Source organism: Streptomyces sp. 3-6 (assembly GCF_056323165.1).
Genome location: NZ_JBWHZP010000003.1, coordinates 97,754 through 112,901, shown reverse-complemented (window position 1 = coordinate 112,901; position 15,148 = coordinate 97,754). Strand labels below are relative to the sequence as shown.

Genomic DNA, 15,148 nt, shown 5'->3' with positions numbered 1-15,148 from the left:
CAGCGCACCGGCCCGACTCGGTGAGGTGGGACGACGTGAAGCACTGGCGGGCGCTTGCCGTCCTGGCCACGGCCCAGTTCCTGATGGTCCTGGACACCTCGGTGATGAACGTGTCGATCAGCCGGCTGGTCGAGGACTTCGACACGGAGGTCACCGCCATCCAGGCCGTCATCACCCTGTACGCGCTGGTCATGGCCGCGTTCATGCTCATCGGCGGCCGGCTCGGGGACATCCTGGGACGGCGTCGCATGTTCCTCGCGGGACTGGCCGTCTACGGCGCCGGTTCCGCCGTGACCGCCGTGGCGCCCACCCTGTGGGTCCTCACCCTGGGCTGGTCCGTCGTCGAGGGGCTGGGGGCGGCCATGGTGCTGCCGGCCATGGCGGCGCTGGTCGCGGAGGCGTACCGCGGACGGGACCGGGCCGTCGCCTACGCGGTCGTCGGCGGCGTCGCCGGCGCCGGGATCGCGGTCGGGCCCCTGCTGGGCGGCTGGATGACGACCTACCTCACCTGGCGGCTGGTGTTCGCCGGCGAGGTCGTCGTCGTGGTGGCGGTGCTGCTGTGCCGGCGGGTGATCCCGATGCCCGCTCCGGCCGCGTGGCGCCCCCGGCTGGACGGGGTCGGCGCGGTGCTGTCCGCCGCCGGACTGGCTCTGGGCGTGCTCGGGGTGCTGCAGAGCAGCGCGTGGGGCTGGGTCGAGCCGCGCGACCCGCCCTTCACCGTCCTGGGCTTCGCCCCCACCCTCTTCGTGGTCGGCGCGGGCATCGCCGTACTGGCGCTGTTCCGGGCCTGGGAGCGGCGGCGGGAGGCCCGGGGCGCGGACCCTCTGGTGCATCTGGCCCTGCTGGGCAGGCCGGTGCTGCGGGCCGGGCTGACGACCCTGCTGAGCCAGAACCTCATCCTGCTCGGCCTGTTCTTCGCCATTCCGCTCTACCTCCAGGTGGTGCAGGGCTTCGACGCCTTCCAGACGGGGCTGCGGCTGCTGCCGGTGTCGGTCACCATGCTGGTGACGTCGCTGTGCGGGTCCGTGCTGGGACGCTGGGCGGGACCGCGCCGGGTGGTGCGGCTGGCCCTGGTGATCCTGGCGGTGGCCGTGGTGTGGCTGCTGGCCACGATCGACCCGGTCATCGACGACGCGCAGTTCGCCGGGGCGATGGCGGTGCTGGGCGTGGGCGTCGGTCTGCTCGCCTCGCAGCTCGGCAACGTCGTCCAGTCGGGCGTCGGCGAGGGGGCGCGCAGCGAGGCCGGCGGGCTTCAGTTCACCGCGCAGAACCTGGGCTCCGCCCTCGGGACCGCGCTCATCGGCTCGATCCTGGTCGGCGCGCTGGCCGGCGCCTTCACCACCCGGGTCGAGGACGACCCCCGGCTCTCCCCGGCGGTCCGGGACGAGGTCGGGGTCCGTCTGGAGGCCGGCGTCACCTTCGTCCCGACCGACCAGGTGCGTTCGGCGGCCGAGGCGGCCGGACTCCCGCCGTCCGAGGTCGACGCCGTGACGGACTCCTACGCCTCCGCCCAGCTGGGCGGGCTGAAGGCGGCGATCCTCGCCACCGGCGGCGTCGCGCTCGCGAGTCTGCTGGTCACCGCGCACCTGCCGACCGCCCGGACGGACCGCTCGCCCGGAACGGAACCCACATCCGGCCGCGGCGACGGACGCGGCGACGGACGCGACCCCGGCTCCGGCCCCGGGCCCGGCCCCGGGCCAGGCTCCAGGCCTGAGGTCGGCACGGAGGGCCGCACCACCGGGCCCCCGGAGGGGACCGGGCCCATGGAGCCCACGGAGTCCACGGAGCCCACTGAACCGACGGGGCCCACCGAACAGACGGGACCCACGGGACCCACGGAGGCCACGGGACCGGCGGGGTCCGCGCAACCCACGTGACCGACGGGGTTCAGGCCACCCACGAGCCCCGGGCCGGACGCGGAGAGGAGACGCAGGTGACGGCCGAGGAAACCGGCGAGAGCCGGCCCGCGAACCGGCGGAAACGGCCGGACCGGCAGGAACGGCCGGACCCGCGGGAACAGTCGCGCCCCCGGGAACGGCCGGGTCGGCGGGAGCGGCGGGCCGTGCACCGGGCCCACGCGGACTACACCGGGGGTGTCTACGGCTCCATGCTCGCCGCCTCCGTCGTACTCGGCGCCGGCACGCTGGGGTCGTTCCCCCGCGTCGAACTCGTGGTCCTGCTGCTGCTCACGAGCCTGGTGTTCTGGGTGGCCCACGTGCACGCCGAACTGTTCGGGGCACGTCTCGCGCGGCGCGCCCCGGACCGGCGGGTGATCCTGCGCGTGTGCCGCGAGGAGTGGCCGATCGTCAAGGCCGCCGCGCCTCCGGCCGCGGCGATCGCGGTCAGCCCCGTGCTGGGACTGGGCGTCCAGGGCGCCCTGTGGCTGGCGCTGTCCGTCGCCGTCGCCGGACAGGTCGGCTGGTCCGTGGCCGCGGCCCACCGCGCGGGCGCCTCGGGGCGGCTGACGGCCGTCACCGCGACGGTCAACGTCCTGCTCGGCCTGGTGATCGTCGTCATCAAGATCACCGTGGCGCACTGACCCGACGGCCTCCGCGAGCGACGGCACCGGCGAAGCGGCCGGGTCACCTGTACCGGGTGAGGGCGCTGGCGGCGACGGGGCGCAGGATCGTCCCAGAGAGGACCGTCCGCCCCGGAGCTCCGGACGGTGTCCCGAGCCCGTGGCCCGTCCGGCTGGAAGGACCGTTCGTGCGCTACGAGATCCGTATCGACGGCCGACTGTCGCAGACGCTGGCCGACGCGTTCCCGGAGTTGGACCACGTCGTCATGTCCGGCCAGACCGTCCTGTTCGGCACGGTGCTCGACGAGGCCCACCTGTACGGGCTGCTCACCCGCTGCCAGTCACTGGGCCTGCGCGTCCTGGAGATGCGGCAGCTGCCGGAGTGACGCCGGGGCCGGAGGTCAGGACGGCACGGGATGACGCCGGAGGGACACCGGAGTGACGACGGGGGGACGCAGGGGCGAGGACGGGGGGACGCAGGGGCGAGGACGGGGGACGGGGCGGCGGAAGTGGCTGACGGCGGCTCGCCGGTTCCGGCGCGCGTGGCGACTGCGCCCGCACGCACGTCTCCGCGTCACCCCCGCCTCCCGCGCGCGTCACCCCGGCCCTCGCTGCTCCCGCTCCCTCGTCGCGTCCGGGCAGCGGTCGGCCCGGTCGGCTCGGTCAGCTCGGTCAGCTCGGTCGGCTGAGTGGCTGGATCGGCGGGGTGACTGGGTCGGCTGGGTGGCTCGGTCGGCTCACGTCCCGGCGGCCGTGATCCGGCCCTCGCGGGAGGCCGCCGCCAGGGCTGCGTGATCGCGGCCGTTCTGGTCGGCGTAGGCCTGGGCGAACTCGGCGAGCGCGCGGTCGAAGCGGTCGCCGCGGCCCAGGTAGGCGGCGAGTGCGACCGGGTCGCCGGAACGGGCGTGGGCCCTCGCCAGGCAGGCCCCGCACAGCCGGGCGAAGAGGGCGAGCAGGTCCGGCCCCATGGTCTCCGGCCGGGCGATGCCCTTCCAGTCCCACAGCTGGCGCACGTAGAAGTCGCGGCCCTTCCCGTCGAGGCCGGTGACGTGGGTCCAGCCCAGGAAGATGTCACTGGTGGTCTGGATGAGGCGTTGGCCGGTCACGACCCTGCGCCCCTGGTTGTCGTGGCGTTCCCCGCCCGTGTGGGCGGCCAGCACCGACTCGGAGGCCTCCTTGGCCTGGAGCAGCAGGGGGTCGTCGTCGTCCCTGCCGAGCAGGAGCAGGACCCAGCAGCGGGTGCCGACGCTGCCGACGCCGACCACTTTGCGGGCCATGTCGACGAGCCGGTAGTGGCGCAGCAGGTGCCGGCGCTCGGGCGGCAGGGTGCGTGCGTAGCCGTCCACGACCGACCGCAGTTCCTCCTCCCGGCCCGCTTCGGCCGGGTCGGTGAGCAGATCGCGGAGCGGGGTGATCAGCGGCGGGTCGGCGGTGATGCGCCGGCCTTCGGCCGTGACCCGGGTGAGCTTCGCGAACGCCCTCGCGTGGGTCCTCGTGCGGGCCCTGGCGGCAGCGTCCCCGAGGCGGTGCTCCACGTCCCCCCGGCCCTGCGCCGCCAGCAGGTGCCGCAGGTGGTCGGCGTCCTCCTGGGCGTACCAGATGTCCAGGGTCCGCATGCCGGCGAACTCGCGCATCCGCTCCCGGTAGGCCCGCACGCAGGCCCGCACGGTGCGGTTCTGCTCGTCGAGCGTGAAGCCGTTGGCCCGGGCCGCGATGACGAATCCGGCCGCCAGCCGTTTGACGTCCCACTCGAAGGGCCCGGGCAGTGTCTCGTCGAAGTCGTTGATGTCGAAGACCAGGCGGCGCTCCGGTGAGGCCAGGAGCCGGAAGTTCAGCGGGTGCGCGTCCCCGCACAGCTGCACCTGGAGTCCGCTGGTGGGCAGGGGCGCCAGGTCCGCCGCCATGATCGCCGCCGCGCCCCGGTAGAAGCGGAACGGCGACTCCAGCATGCGGCCGTAGCGGATCGGCACCAGCTCGGGGACGCGTTCACCGGACTGGCGCTCCAGCAGGTCGACCGGGTCGGCCCGCCGGTCCGCCGCCCGGTACCGGCCGTGGCCCGAACGGGGCGCCCGCCGCCGGGCCTTCCTGCCGTACGCGGCACGCTCCGCCGGCGACAGGGCGGCGGTGAGAACGCTGGGTGTCGTCATGGTCCGGCCTCCGGTTCCGGCACAGCAGGCACCGGCACAGGCCGGGGGGCCTGGTGGGCCGCCGGTGGGCGCTGTGCACAGTGGGCCCCGGTGGGCCCCGGTGGAGCCGATGCCCGGGGGCCGCTGGGCCCGCATCCCACCTCATCGTCCCGCCGCCCCGCCGGGATCACCCGTGGCGGGTGACCCGGCCCGACGGGGCCGGCTCCGATCCTGGGACGGACAACGTACGGACGCTCACGGATACGCGCAGACACGTACAGATGTCTGCAGCCACGTGCAGATGCGCACGGATACGTGCGGCCACGTGACGTGTCCACCCGTCCTCCGGCGCTCCCCCGAACGCCCCCACCGGGCGGTCCGGCGGCGGCCCGGGCGGTCCACGAGGAGGCCCCATGACCGTGCCCCGTGAAACGACTGGAACGGCGGGGCCCGTCGACCGGCCGGAGGGGTCCGGCACGACGGGTCCGGGAGCGGTGGACGACCCCGCGCAGGTGCTCGGCAGGCTCGGCCGGTCCTGGACCTGGCTCATGGGTTCGGCCGTCGCCACGCTGGTCCCCGGCGTCCTGGTCCTCGTGTGGCCGGAGGCGACCCTGCACGTCGTGGCCGTTCTCATCGGTCTGTATCTGCTGCTGACCGGTGGGTTCCGGTTCGTCGCCGTCTTCGCGCGGGAGGGACACGAGCGGCTTCCCGGGCTGCTCCTGGCGGTGCTGTACGTGCTGGCCGGGGTGCTGTGCCTGCGCAATCCGCTGCAGACCGTGGCCGCGCTCTCGCTGATCGTCGGCATGGTGTGGCTGGTGTCCGGCGTCCTCACCCTCTACGCCGCCCTCGCCACCGGGACCCTGCCGCACCGCGGCCTCCTCATGGCCGTGGCGGTCCTCGCCGTCGTCGCGGGGATCGTCGTCCTCGCCCTGCCCGCGGAATCGGCCCGCGCCCTGACCCGGCTGCTCGGCCTGTGGCTGGTGCTGCTCGGCCTGGCCGAGGCGGTGGTCGCCGTGGGGGTGCGGTCCGCGGTGCGCGGGACACGCACCCCACGCCCGGGCAGGCCCGCCGCCACGGCTTGACCACCCCGGACCGTTCCCCCGGCCGGTGGGCGAGCGGCGTCCCTGCCGGTGAGCGGGAGGCGCGTCGCCATCGGTGATCGGGAGGCACGTCCCCCGCCTGTGCTCAAGGGGGTCCGGCCGTGCGCCGTCGTTCGGACGGCGTCGGAGCGCCGGGGCTCCGGGGCTCCGACGCCCGCCCGCGCGGCGGCCTCTCTCACCCGTGCCGGGTGATGCCGGACGGTGGGCCCCGGGACCACCCTGAGGTCCGTACGCGACGACGGCCGGGCACGCCCGGGACGGAGGACGGACATGAGCGCACAGACCTACCTGGCGTACGACTATCCGTTGCTGGGAGCTTTCTGGACCATGCTGATGATCTTCCTGTGGATCATGTGGTTCATCCTGCTCTTCCGCATCATCACCGACATCTTCCGGGACGACGGTCTGAGCGGCTGGGCGAAGACCGGCTGGCTGGTGTTCTGCATCCTCCTGCCCTTCCTGGGCGTGTTCGTCTACGTGATCGCCCGCGGCAAGGACATGGGGCGGCGCGAGACGAACCGGGCACGTGCGCAGCTGGACGAGTTCGACGCCTACGTCAGGAAGACGGCGGCCGGCGGGACGAGCAGCGTCGACGAACTGACCCGGCTCACCGAGATCCGGGACCGGGGTGCCCTCACGGACGAGGAGTTCAACAGGGCGAAGGAACTGGTGCTGTCGGGTCAGGGCTCCACCTCACCCGCGGGCACCGGCGCCGCCGCACGCTGACGCACCCGCTTCGTCCGGACCGCCCCCGAAGCCGGCCGAGCGAGCCCCGAACAGCGCACCACGAGCCTCGCCTTCCGGCCCCAGGCCCCATGCCCCGGCCCCGGCCCCATGCCGAGGCCCCGGCCCCCGCCCATCCTCTCTGCTCTGCCCTCCGACCCCCGCCCCCGCCGCCCCTCCCCACCCCCCACCCCCCACCTGCCACGAAACGAGACCCGAGATGACCGCGACACACACCCGGCCACACACCGCACGGCAGGACTGGGCGACCGGCCTGACCGCCTTCGCCGCCGTGATGCTGTTCCTCGCCGGGCTGCTCTCCCTCTTCCGGGGCATCATGGCCATCGCCGCGGACGACGTCTTCGTCACGACGCCCGACTACGTCTTCCAGTTCGACCTCACCGGCTGGGGCTGGATCCACCTCGCCCTGGGCGTGCTCGCCATGGCCGTCAGCCTCGGACTGTTCGTGACCGCGACATGGGCCCGGATCACCGGGATCGCCATCGCCGGCCTGGTGATCATCGCCAACTTCCTGTCCCTGCCGTACTACCCGGTGTGGTCCGTCGTCGTGCTCATCATCTCGGGCTTCATCATCTGGGCCCTGTGCGTGGTGCAGCGCGACGGCGACTCGTACGGCGGTGCCGGTTCCCGCTGACACGTCACCGATGGCCGGGGCCGGTCACCGGTGACCCCGGGGGAGCACCCGCGAGGGGGGCGAGAGGCACCGAGAGGCAACCCCATGACCCGGACCGACACGGACACGGCGCACGGTTCGTTCCTGTCCCGCCCCGTCGTCCGCCGCCTGACACCGTTCGTCCTGATCACCGCGGTCGCGCTGGTCTTCATCTTCGAGAACCGGACGAGCGTCGAGATCCGCCTGCTCGTCCCGATGGTGACGATGCCCCTGTGGGGGGCTCTCCTGATCGCCTGGGCCCTGGGCCTGCTCGCCTGCGTCTTCACGGTGCGCCGGCGGTCGAACCGGCTTTCACACCCTCGGAGTTGACGCCCCGGCGCCGCGCCCCGGCCCCGCGCCCCGGCCGGGCGACGCGACGGAACCGGCGGTCCGCCGACCCGCACGCCTGCCAACCCGCCTGCCAACCCGCCTGCGGGGCCGCTCGCCGGGAGGTGAGCGGCCCCGTCGCGGACCGGGCGCGTAGAGGACGGGTGCGGGCCTGCGGCCGTGGGGCCCTCATGGCCCGTGGCCAGCACACACGTATGGTGCTATCTTCATTAGCACCATGTTGCTGAAGCTGAACACCGCGGACACCCGCCCGCTGCACGAACAGGTGGCCGGAGCGATCCGGCGCGCCATCGCCGAAGGGGAGTGCGCGCCGGGCGACCGGCTGCCCCCGGCGCGCGACCTCTCCCAGGCGCTGGGAGTGAACGTGAACACCGTGCTGCGCGGACTCAGGGCGTTGCGCGACGAAGGACTACTGGAGTTCCGGCGGGGTCGGGGCGTGACCGTGGCTCAGGGTGCCGGGGCACGCTCGGCGCTCCTCGACCGCGTCCGGGACGTGGTGGCCGATGCCGCGCGCCTCGGCTACAGCAGGAACGACGTCATCGAGATGATCAGGGGGATTCCGTGACCGACACAGCGGGGCGCAGGAGTGCGGCGGTGTGGGCCGCCGGAGGCTGGATCGCGGGAGTCCTGGTGCTGCTGGTGACTCTGCCGCTCGCGGCAGGCGACCGACTGCCGGACCGGCTGGCGACGCACTGGAGTGCCGGATCCGGTGAGCCGGACTCGTCCATGCCCCTGTGGGCCGCGACGTTCTTCCCGGCGCTGGTCTGGGTGCTGTTGGCGGCCGTCGTCGTGCTGGCCCTGTGGAGGACCCGGGGCAGTGGCGGCGGGGCCGGCGGCTGGGTGGGCGCGACGCTGGGGTTCAGCGGCGTGACGCTCCTCGGCACGCAGGTGGCGATCGTGCAGGCGAACCTGGACCACGCCCACTGGCGCGAGGCCGACTCGGTGACGGGCTGGGTGATCGCGACCCTGGTGGCGGCGGTGGCCGTGGGCGTGGCCGCCCTGCTGGCCGGCGGCCGGGCACCCGCCCCGGTGCCGGCGGCGGCCGGGCCGACGATGGAGATCCCGGCGGGGCAGCGGTTCGTGTGGCTGTCGCGCACCTCCAACCGGTGGCTCCTGGCCACGGCCGCCGTCTCCGGTGTCGTCGCGGTGGCCGCGGTGGTGGCGGCGGTGGGGGGCCTGGTGGGGTCCGGGGCCGCTGGGATCGCCGCGCCGTTCGCCCTCACCTCCGTGCTGGTGCTCGGCTGCTCCTCGGTCCAGGCCCGCGTCACGGAGAAGGGCCTGGAAGTCGGCCTCGGTCCGTGGCGCTGGCCGGCCCGGCGGTGGTCGGCGGAGAGCCTCGACTCCGCCCGCGTCGAGACGCGGACGGCGGCCCAGGTCGGCGGCTGGGGGTACCGGCTGAGCGGGCTGGGCACGACGGTCATGCTGCGCGCCGGCGAGTGCCTGGTGATCCGCACCCGGAACGGCAAGGACTTCGCCGTGAGCGTGGACGACGCCGAGCGGGGGGCCGCCCTCCTGAACTCCCTGATCCGCGACTCCCTGACCCGCCAGAGCGCGTCGGGCTGAGCAGCGGGCGGGGCGGCCCGGTTTCGGCCGCCCCTGACCCGGCTGGCGGGGCGCCTGCCCTGTAGGCGGTCCGGATAAGGGCCATACGAAGCGCCGCCTCGGCGGAGTCACGGCCCTGTGGGCGGTCCGGCCGGGGGGCCGTACGGACGCGCCGCCTCGGCGAGGTCCCGGCCCGGGCGAGGCGGTCCGGCCTGCGCTCTCCCCGGCCGGGCCGCCTCGCCCTGCGCCCTACGGGCCTGCCGGCCCCTGGGCCGCCCGGTCGTCGCGGGCGGGGAGGGCGGCGCAGGCCGGGGTGCCGCCCGGCAGGCGGGTGCGGTTGTTCGCGACGATCCGGTAGACGCCGTGGGCGACCCAGCTGACGGGCGGGAGGGTGAGCAGTGCGCCGAGCACGGCCCACCCCCTGCCCGCCCGCAGCAGGAGCCGGGCGACCGCCTGGGCACCGCCGTACACGGTCCCGGCCGGGGTGATCCACAGGACCTCGGACTCGGCCCGCCGCCGGGTCGTCCCGAGGGCGGCCAGGTCGGCGAACTGCCACGGGGTGATCGAGCAGTCGGGGTGCAGCAGGCGCTGGAGGACGGTGACCGACGAGGTGCAGAACCCGCAGTCGCCGTCGTAGACCAGTACGGGTCGGGTCGGCATGCCCTCCAGCCTGCCTCACCCGGGGCCCGGAGCGGAGCCGGCGAGGGCGTGCGCGGCCCATGAGGGCCCACGAGAGCCCTGACACGCCCCCCGCGCGGCCGGGGGCGGCGCCGCCCCCGCCCCGGGGGTTGCCCCCGTCCCGAGGGTCGCCCCGGCCTCGGGCGACCCCGCTGTGCTGTGAGCCCTGCCCGGTGGGCCTGTCCGTCCGGGCCTGTCCTTCTGGGCCTGTCCGTCAACGGGGCGGACGGCGGCTCCTTCCCGCGTGTGTGACCTTCGTCGCCCGGGACGAGGAGCACACGCGGGCGGTGGCCGGACGGCCGACGGCGGTGCCCCGCGCAGGGTCCCGGGCGCTCCCGCGCCGGTCAGGGAGTCGCCGGCGGGCTCGCGCGGGAGCGACGGCGGGACGCACGGCGGGCGATATCTGTGTCCGCGGCACCAGAAAGAGGGTGGGGGCCAGGGCGGGTATTTCCCGGCCGTCCACAGGACCGGGTCAACGCCCGCCCGGGGCCGATCGCACCGTGCTACGGTCGGTGGAAGTTGCAGGTGGGGTTGGCCGGAAGGTTTTTCCGACGGGGTAATCATCACGGCGACCAGGAATGCACACTCGGTGAATTCCTGACACCGTCTCCGAAGGAGAAACAGAATATGGCTACTGGCACCGTGAAGTGGTTCAACTCGGAAAAGGGCTTCGGCTTCATCGAGCAGGACGGCGGCGGCCCCGACGTCTTCGCCCACTACTCGAACATCGCCGCCCAGGGCTTCCGCGAACTGCTGGAGGGCCAGAAGGTGTCCTTCGACATCGCCCAGGGCCAGAAGGGCCCGACGGCCGAGAACATCGTTCCGGCCTGACACCCGCGCTCACGCGTTCTCGCGACCGGGACCCGCACCTCCGGGTGCGGGTCCCGGCTCGCTGATTTCCGGGGCGTGTGACGGCAGGAGTTCCGTCACACCACCGTCCGGCGCACGTCGACACGTGCCCGGCCGGCCGTCCGCCCCCCTCATCGAATCCGGCTCGTCTCGAGATTCTCTGCGCTGCTCGTCTGCTGCGGGAATTCCTTGGTGCGCGCCGCATCAAGGAAGGTTTCACGTCCATGAACCGTACTCGCACGTCCCGCGCGAACGCCCGCTCCGGAGGGGCCTCCGGCGCCGGCCGCTCCGACGGCGGCTCCCCCACCGAGCGCTCCGGCGCACAGCGCGGCGGCGCCCAGCGCTCCGGTGCCAACCGTTCCGGCGGCGGCTCCGGTGCCAACCGCTCGGGTGCCGGCCGCTCCGGGGGCCCGCGTCGTTCGAAGGGCGGCGGCAAGCCGCAGGCGGGGCGCGCCGGCGGGGAGTTCGCGCTGCCGAAGACCGTCACCCCGGGTCTGCCCGCCGTCGCGTCGTTCGCCGACCTCGACATGCCCGCGCCGCTGGCCGCCACGCTCGGCCGTGAGGGCGTGACCGTGCCCTTCCCGATCCAGGCGGCGACCCTGCCGAACTCCCTGGCCGGCCGGGACGTGCTCGGCCGCGGGCGCACCGGTTCGGGCAAGACCCTGGCCTTCGGTCTCGCGCTCCTCGCCCGCACCGCGGGCCGGCGCGCCGAGTCCCGGCAGCCGCTCGCCCTGGTCCTCGTCCCCACCCGCGAACTCGCCCAGCAGGTCACCGACGCGCTCACCCCGTACGCCCGGGCCGTGAGCCTGCGGATGGCCACCGTCGTCGGCGGGATGTCCCTCGGCCGGCAGGCCGGCACGCTGCGGGCCGGGGCCGAGGTCGTCGTCGCCACGCCCGGGCGGCTGCGGGACCTCATCGACCGGGGTGACTGCCGGCTCGACGAGGTCGCCGTCACCGTCCTCGACGAGGCCGACCAGATGGCCGACATGGGCTTCATGCCGCAGGTCACCGCGCTGCTGGACCAGGTGCGTCCCGACGGGCAGCGGATGCTGTTCTCGGCCACCCTGGACCGCAACGTCGACCTGCTGGTCCGCCGCTACCTCACGGACCCCGTGGTCCACTCCGTCGATCCGTCGGCGGGCGCGGTGACCACGATGGAGCACCACCTGCTCCACGTCCACGACGAGGACAAGCGCCGGACGACGACCGAGATCGCGGCCCGGGACGGCCGGGTGATCATGTTCCTGGACACCAAGCACGCGGTGGACCGGCTGACCAAGCACCTGTTGAACAACGGTGTGCGCGCCGCGGCCCTGCACGGCGGCAAGTCCCAGCCCCAACGCACCCGCACGCTGACCCAGTTCAAGACCGGACTGGTCAACGTCCTGGTGGCGACCAACGTCGCCGCCCGCGGCATCCACGTCGACCAACTCGACCTGGTCGTCAACGTGGACCCGCCCACCGACCACAAGGACTACCTGCACCGCGGCGGTCGCACGGCCCGCGCCGGTGAGTCCGGCAGCGTGGTCACCCTGGTGACGCCCGACCAGCGCCGGGACATGAACCGCCTGATGAACGCGGCCGGCATCACCCCCCAGGTCGCCCAGGTGCGGTCCGGCGAGGCGGAGTTGAGCCGTATCACGGGCGCCCGGGTCCCCTCGGGCGTGCCGGTCGTCATCGCCGCGCCGCCCGCGGAGCGCCCCCGCGCCGCGTCGCCGTCCCGTCGCCGTCGCGGTCGCCGCGGCAGTGCCGGTCAGGGCCGCACCGCCGGCCAGGCCGCACGGCGCGGATCGTCGCCGCGAGACGGCCTGGGCTCGGCCGCGTAACCACGCGAGGACGGGGACGGGCGGAGCAGCCCGACCGGGGCGGACGGACCGGGATTCCCGGCCGCCGCCCCTCTCCCTCTCCCCGACTCCGCACCCCTCGCACACCGGACCCCCTCGCACACCGGACCCCCTCGCACCGGTGACGGCAGCGTGCGCGGTGCCGAGGCGCCGGGGCACCACTGCGCACCGCACACCTGCCGGTACTTCTGTAACGCACCTATGACACAAGCACCTTGAGCCGTGTCCCCGCCGACGGCGATCATGGAGCGCCGCTGGCGGACCGGGTACCGAACCGAGGCCGGACCGAGGTCGGGCAGAAGCCGGGCGGAAGCCGGGCCGGTGATGGCAGACCGGTGTTGGTGAACCGGTGTTGGTGAACCGCTGGTGCCGGACCGGTGGTGCCGGGCCGGTGGTGGTACGCCACGCGCGGAGCGACCGGCCGGGGTGAGGTCGGCTACAGGAGAAGAGCGGGGGCCCAGCGTGGGCAAGGGCGGGGAGTCCATACCGGACGAGGAGTGGGAGCGTTTCCTCCGGGAGGCGGAGACGGGGTCCGGGAGTGCGCCCAAGGAGCCGTCGGCACGCGCCCGGATGGTGGCGCGACGGCTGCGGGAGGAACCCGCCCCGCCGCCCTGGCGCAGTTACCAGGCGCCCCCGCCCCGGAGGCGCACGCGCACGGCCTGGTACGTGGGCGGTCTGGTGCTGGCGATCGCCCTGCTGGTCGTGGCCCTGGCGCCGGGCCGGATGGCCGAGTGGTTCGGGGTCGGCGGCGGCAGCGGGGACGGCACGCCTCTGGCCGCCGAGTCGCAGCGCCCGGACGGTCCCCCGCCGACGGAGCCGGCGTCCCGGCGCCCCACTCTGGACGAGCCGTTCCGGGGATCGCCGGCGGCCCGGTGGGCCGACGGGGCGGCCGGGATCACCGTCCCCGAGGCGCGGGCCACCGGCTGGATGAGCAAGGGCGAGGTCGCGAAGGCGCTGAAGAAGACCCGGGACTTCCTGGTCGCGTCCAGTCTGGACCCGGACGTGCTGCGCGGGGAGCGTCCGCGCGAGGCGATCGCGATGCTCAACCCCCACCAGAAGGACGTGCGGGAGTTCGTGACGGCCGCGTTCCGCGCACCGAGCCGGGAGAACGACCCGCTGCTGCTGTTCAGCCGGTTCGAGGGATCGAAGGTGCGGCTCGTCGGCGACGTGGTCAAGGCACGGGGGCGGATCACGTTCGAGGAGGGCGAGCGCGGTGCGGTCGAGGTGACCACCGACGTCACCTACGTGTACCCGGTCGCGCCTGCCGCCGGCGGGGGCGACGAGGTCGTACGCACCATCGTGCGCCGCGAGGTCGTGATGAGCTGGGACGACCCGGAGAAGGTGGTCATCGAACCGGGCACGTTCTCCCTCGTCTCGTACAAGGTGGACAGCACCAACGGCGGGTGCGACACCTTCACCGGTTATCTGACCCCGCCGTTCGGCGCCGAGCGCGCGGGCTCCCCGCCGCGTGACGGCGCGGTGGTCGACCCGTACGACCGCAGCACGTCGATGGACGCGCGCATGCGGGAGGGCGACGACGCGGGCTGCGGAACCGCCACGCGTTCGTGAGCGCGGCGGCGCTCCCCGCGCGGCGACCGGCCCTCGGGCGGGGGAGCACGCGCTGAGCGCGCGACCGCCCCGGACGAGCCCGAGTCCGGGGCGGTCGCGCGCTCACTCTCCCCTCAGCTCCGCTCCCGCCTCAGTTCTGCTCCCGCCTCAGTTCTGCTCCCGCCTCAGCTCCGCTCCTGCCTCAGCTCCGCTCCCACTCGACCGGCAGCCACAGTTCGGCGTCGGCCTCCGTGCCGTCCGGGGACAGGCGGGTGCGCAGGATCTCCGGGCCGGGGCGGGCCCGGTACGGGTTGGAGGGGAACCACTGAGCGTACACGTCCCGCCACAGCTCTTGGATCGCCCGGGGCGCCGGGCCGGAGGTGGTGAACACGGCCCAGGTGCCGGCCGGGACCGGCAGGACGGTGGTGCCCTCCGGGGGGTCCGCCGACGTGATCACCCCGTGGAGGTAGTCCAGTTCGGTGCCCTCGGCGCGACTCGGGTCCAGGTCGTCGCAGACCGCGACGATGCCCCGCGGCTCCTGGTCCGACAGTTTCTCCAGGCGCTCCGACACCTGCGGGTCGATGCCGCGGACGAAGTCGATGATCGCCTGGTTGGGTCCCGCGTGCACCAGGGGTACCCGGGCCTTGAGCCCGACCACGGTGAAGTCCGGCCGGTCCACTACGCGGTAGCGCATGCTGCTGCTCCCTTCGACGGTGAGGCGGAAGGACAGCCGGGGCTGCGAGACGAGCGGGGCGCCGGTGCGCCGGGCCTCGCCCGGGCCGACGCCGTGCATGGACCGGAACGCCCGGGCGAACGCCTCGCCCGAGCCGTAGCCGTAGCGCACCGCGATGTCCAGCAACGACTCCCGGCCCGCGAGCACTTCTGCCCCCGCGACCGTGAGCCTGCGGCGCCGTACGTACTCCGACAGCGGCATGCCGGCCAGCGCGGAGAACATCCGGCGCAGGTGGTACTCCGACGTCGCCGCCAGCCGGGCCAGCTCGGCCACGTCGACGGATCCGTCGAGCCGGTGCTCGATGTGCTCCAGGGTCTGGTTGAGACGGTCCAGCACGGTGGTGTCCTTCCTTGTGACGACCACCACGCTAGGGAGCGGAGCCGCCCTCGGACCCGACATGTGGTGCCCGATCCGGTCGGGTCGGGTGGAGCGGCGGGCCGGCCCTGTCCCGACCCGGAGGCCGCGC

15 protein-coding genes are annotated in these 15,148 nt (G+C 74.4%); 12 read left to right on the top strand and 3 right to left on the bottom strand.

Annotated features, from left to right (window positions below; all coding sequences use genetic code 11):
• Positions 1-35: 35 nt before the first annotated feature.
• The 3 genes from AC02VZ_RS06615 (at position 36) to AC02VZ_RS06605 (ending at position 2,904) form a co-directional block, all read left to right on the top strand.
• Positions 36-1,877, top strand: a complete 1,842-nt coding sequence (locus AC02VZ_RS06615; protein WP_476474797.1) for an MFS transporter — start codon at positions 36-38, stop codon at positions 1,875-1,877.
• A 185-nt stretch (positions 1,878-2,062) separates the two neighbouring features.
• Entirely contained in the window at positions 2,063-2,539 is a 477-nt protein-coding gene (locus AC02VZ_RS06610) for a hypothetical protein (protein WP_432056900.1), read from the top strand.
• A gap of 167 nt (positions 2,540-2,706) precedes the next feature.
• On the top strand, positions 2,707-2,904 hold the full coding sequence (locus tag AC02VZ_RS06605) for a hypothetical protein (protein ID WP_432056872.1): 198 nt from the start codon (positions 2,707-2,709) through the stop codon (positions 2,902-2,904).
• Between the two features lie 351 nt (positions 2,905-3,255).
• Here AC02VZ_RS06605 and AC02VZ_RS06600 read toward each other — a convergent pair whose 3' ends face one another.
• Positions 3,256-4,665, bottom strand: a complete 1,410-nt coding sequence (locus AC02VZ_RS06600) for a DUF2252 domain-containing protein (RefSeq protein ID WP_476474796.1) — start codon at positions 4,663-4,665, stop codon at positions 3,256-3,258.
• Between the two features lie 392 nt (positions 4,666-5,057).
• On the opposite strand from AC02VZ_RS06600, the gene AC02VZ_RS06595 reads away from it, so the two are divergent.
• From AC02VZ_RS06595 to AC02VZ_RS06570, 6 genes are all read left to right on the top strand, one after another.
• Positions 5,058-5,726: an HdeD family acid-resistance protein gene (locus AC02VZ_RS06595; protein WP_432056870.1), complete on the top strand. Its 669-nt coding sequence runs from the start codon at positions 5,058-5,060 to the stop codon at positions 5,724-5,726.
• A 288-nt stretch (positions 5,727-6,014) separates the two neighbouring features.
• Positions 6,015-6,470 carry an SHOCT domain-containing protein gene (locus AC02VZ_RS06590; RefSeq protein ID WP_432056869.1) on the top strand — a complete coding sequence of 152 codons (456 nt, stop codon included), beginning with the start codon at positions 6,015-6,017 and terminating at the stop codon, positions 6,468-6,470.
• Positions 6,471-6,687: 217 nt separating this feature from the next.
• Complete coding sequence (locus tag AC02VZ_RS06585) at positions 6,688-7,122, top strand: DUF7144 family membrane protein (RefSeq protein WP_432056868.1); 435 nt, start codon at positions 6,688-6,690, stop codon at positions 7,120-7,122.
• A gap of 84 nt (positions 7,123-7,206) precedes the next feature.
• The gene (locus tag AC02VZ_RS06580) at positions 7,207-7,470 is read left to right on the top strand and encodes a LapA family protein (protein ID WP_476474795.1); all 264 of its coding nucleotides are present in this window, start codon (positions 7,207-7,209) and stop codon (positions 7,468-7,470) included.
• Between the two features lie 235 nt (positions 7,471-7,705).
• A complete protein-coding gene (locus tag AC02VZ_RS06575) occupies positions 7,706-8,053 on the top strand; it encodes a GntR family transcriptional regulator (RefSeq protein WP_432056866.1) in 348 nt (115 codons plus the stop codon).
• Positions 8,050-9,051 carry a DUF1648 domain-containing protein gene (locus tag AC02VZ_RS06570; RefSeq protein WP_476474794.1) on the top strand — a complete coding sequence of 334 codons (1,002 nt, stop codon included), beginning with the start codon at positions 8,050-8,052 and terminating at the stop codon, positions 9,049-9,051. Before AC02VZ_RS06575 ends, AC02VZ_RS06570 begins: the two co-directional genes overlap by 4 nt.
• 228 nt (positions 9,052-9,279) lie before the next feature.
• On the opposite strand, the gene AC02VZ_RS06565 is transcribed toward AC02VZ_RS06570, so the two are convergent.
• A complete protein-coding gene (locus AC02VZ_RS06565) occupies positions 9,280-9,690 on the bottom strand; it encodes a thiol-disulfide oxidoreductase DCC family protein (protein WP_476474793.1) in 411 nt (136 codons plus the stop codon).
• A 645-nt stretch (positions 9,691-10,335) separates the two neighbouring features.
• Between AC02VZ_RS06565 and AC02VZ_RS06560 the strand changes: the two genes are divergently transcribed.
• The 3 genes from AC02VZ_RS06560 to AC02VZ_RS06550 all read left to right on the top strand — a co-directional run bounded on the left by AC02VZ_RS06560 (position 10,336) and on the right by AC02VZ_RS06550 (position 13,970).
• Entirely contained in the window at positions 10,336-10,539 is a 204-nt protein-coding gene (locus AC02VZ_RS06560; protein WP_006143946.1) for a cold-shock protein, read from the top strand.
• Between the two features lie 242 nt (positions 10,540-10,781).
• On the top strand, positions 10,782-12,383 hold the full coding sequence (locus AC02VZ_RS06555) for a DEAD/DEAH box helicase (RefSeq protein ID WP_476474792.1): 1,602 nt from the start codon (positions 10,782-10,784) through the stop codon (positions 12,381-12,383).
• 480 nt (positions 12,384-12,863) lie between these two features.
• Positions 12,864-13,970 carry a hypothetical protein gene (locus AC02VZ_RS06550; protein ID WP_476474791.1) on the top strand — a complete coding sequence of 369 codons (1,107 nt, stop codon included), beginning with the start codon at positions 12,864-12,866 and terminating at the stop codon, positions 13,968-13,970.
• A 181-nt stretch (positions 13,971-14,151) separates the two neighbouring features.
• On the opposite strand, the gene AC02VZ_RS06545 is transcribed toward AC02VZ_RS06550, so the two are convergent.
• On the bottom strand, positions 14,152-15,018 hold the full coding sequence (locus tag AC02VZ_RS06545) for an AraC family transcriptional regulator (RefSeq protein ID WP_476474905.1): 867 nt from the start codon (positions 15,016-15,018) through the stop codon (positions 14,152-14,154).
• Positions 15,019-15,148 lie beyond the last annotated feature (130 nt).

Bases quoted from the DNA above. Each gene is read 5' to 3' on its own strand.
- AC02VZ_RS06600 (WP_476474796.1), bottom strand. From the start codon at position 4,665: ATGACGACACCCAGCGTTCTCACCGCCGCCCTGTCGCCGGCGGAGCGT.
- AC02VZ_RS06595 (WP_432056870.1), top strand. From the start codon at position 5,058: ATGACCGTGCCCCGTGAAACGACTGGAACGGCGGGGCCCGTCGACCGG.
- AC02VZ_RS06590 (WP_432056869.1), top strand. From the start codon at position 6,015: ATGAGCGCACAGACCTACCTGGCGTACGACTATCCGTTGCTGGGAGCT.
- AC02VZ_RS06585 (WP_432056868.1), top strand. From the start codon at position 6,688: ATGACCGCGACACACACCCGGCCACACACCGCACGGCAGGACTGGGCG.
- AC02VZ_RS06580 (WP_476474795.1), top strand. From the start codon at position 7,207: ATGACCCGGACCGACACGGACACGGCGCACGGTTCGTTCCTGTCCCGC.
- AC02VZ_RS06575 (WP_432056866.1), top strand. From the start codon at position 7,706: ATGTTGCTGAAGCTGAACACCGCGGACACCCGCCCGCTGCACGAACAG.
- AC02VZ_RS06565 (WP_476474793.1), bottom strand. From the start codon at position 9,690: ATGCCGACCCGACCCGTACTGGTCTACGACGGCGACTGCGGGTTCTGC.
- AC02VZ_RS06560 (WP_006143946.1), top strand. From the start codon at position 10,336: ATGGCTACTGGCACCGTGAAGTGGTTCAACTCGGAAAAGGGCTTCGGC.
- AC02VZ_RS06555 (WP_476474792.1), top strand. From the start codon at position 10,782: ATGAACCGTACTCGCACGTCCCGCGCGAACGCCCGCTCCGGAGGGGCC.